1 pseudogene is annotated in these 542 nt (G+C 48.7%); it reads right to left on the reverse strand.

The features are described from left to right. Nucleotides 1–36: 36 nt before the first annotated feature. Nucleotides 37–282 (reverse strand): annotated as a pseudogene (locus ACFO6W_RS18540) (transposase domain-containing protein); the annotation flags it as partial. Between the last annotated feature and the right edge of the window lie 260 nt (nucleotides 283–542).

A 542-nucleotide genomic window follows, 5' to 3' on the forward strand; every position in this document is an offset into this window, starting at 1 on the left:
TCATTTGTGGTACGACCGTTAATAAAAGGCTTACGTCTAAGGAAAGTCCGGGGACATTCCCGGAATTGCCGGCAGATTGTCTGAACTTTGCCTGCATCCTCTCCACTGGCCGGGAAGTAGCTGCTCCAGATTTTCCCCCGATTTTGGGGCAAGGTAATAAGGCAGTTTGGTGATGACCTCATTGAGCCATTCGCGGGGGTTGATACCATGTTCTTTGCAGCAGCCGAGCAGGGAGCAGATAACGGCCGTGCTTTCGGCGGCTTCCTGATTCCCGCAGAATAATCCGGAATAGGCTCCGCAATCCTCCGTACAAGTTATACTGCACTAAATCCGAACGATGTAATCTAAACTTAGTTCTCAATCCTGCAATACGTATTTGTCCAGCCGCTTACAATAAATAAGGCAGCCAGTAATATATATTTCATTTTCATTTCTTCCGCGTCAGCGTTACCGGCATATCCTCTTCTCCAACCAGATGCAGGGTGCCTCTTAAGAGGTTTCCCTTGATATACATTCCGCCTATCTCAAGGATCAGCGGCGGG

The organism is Dysgonomonas termitidis, assembly GCF_042654545.1.
Classification (GTDB): Bacteria; Bacteroidota; Bacteroidia; order Bacteroidales; family Dysgonomonadaceae; genus Dysgonomonas; species Dysgonomonas termitidis.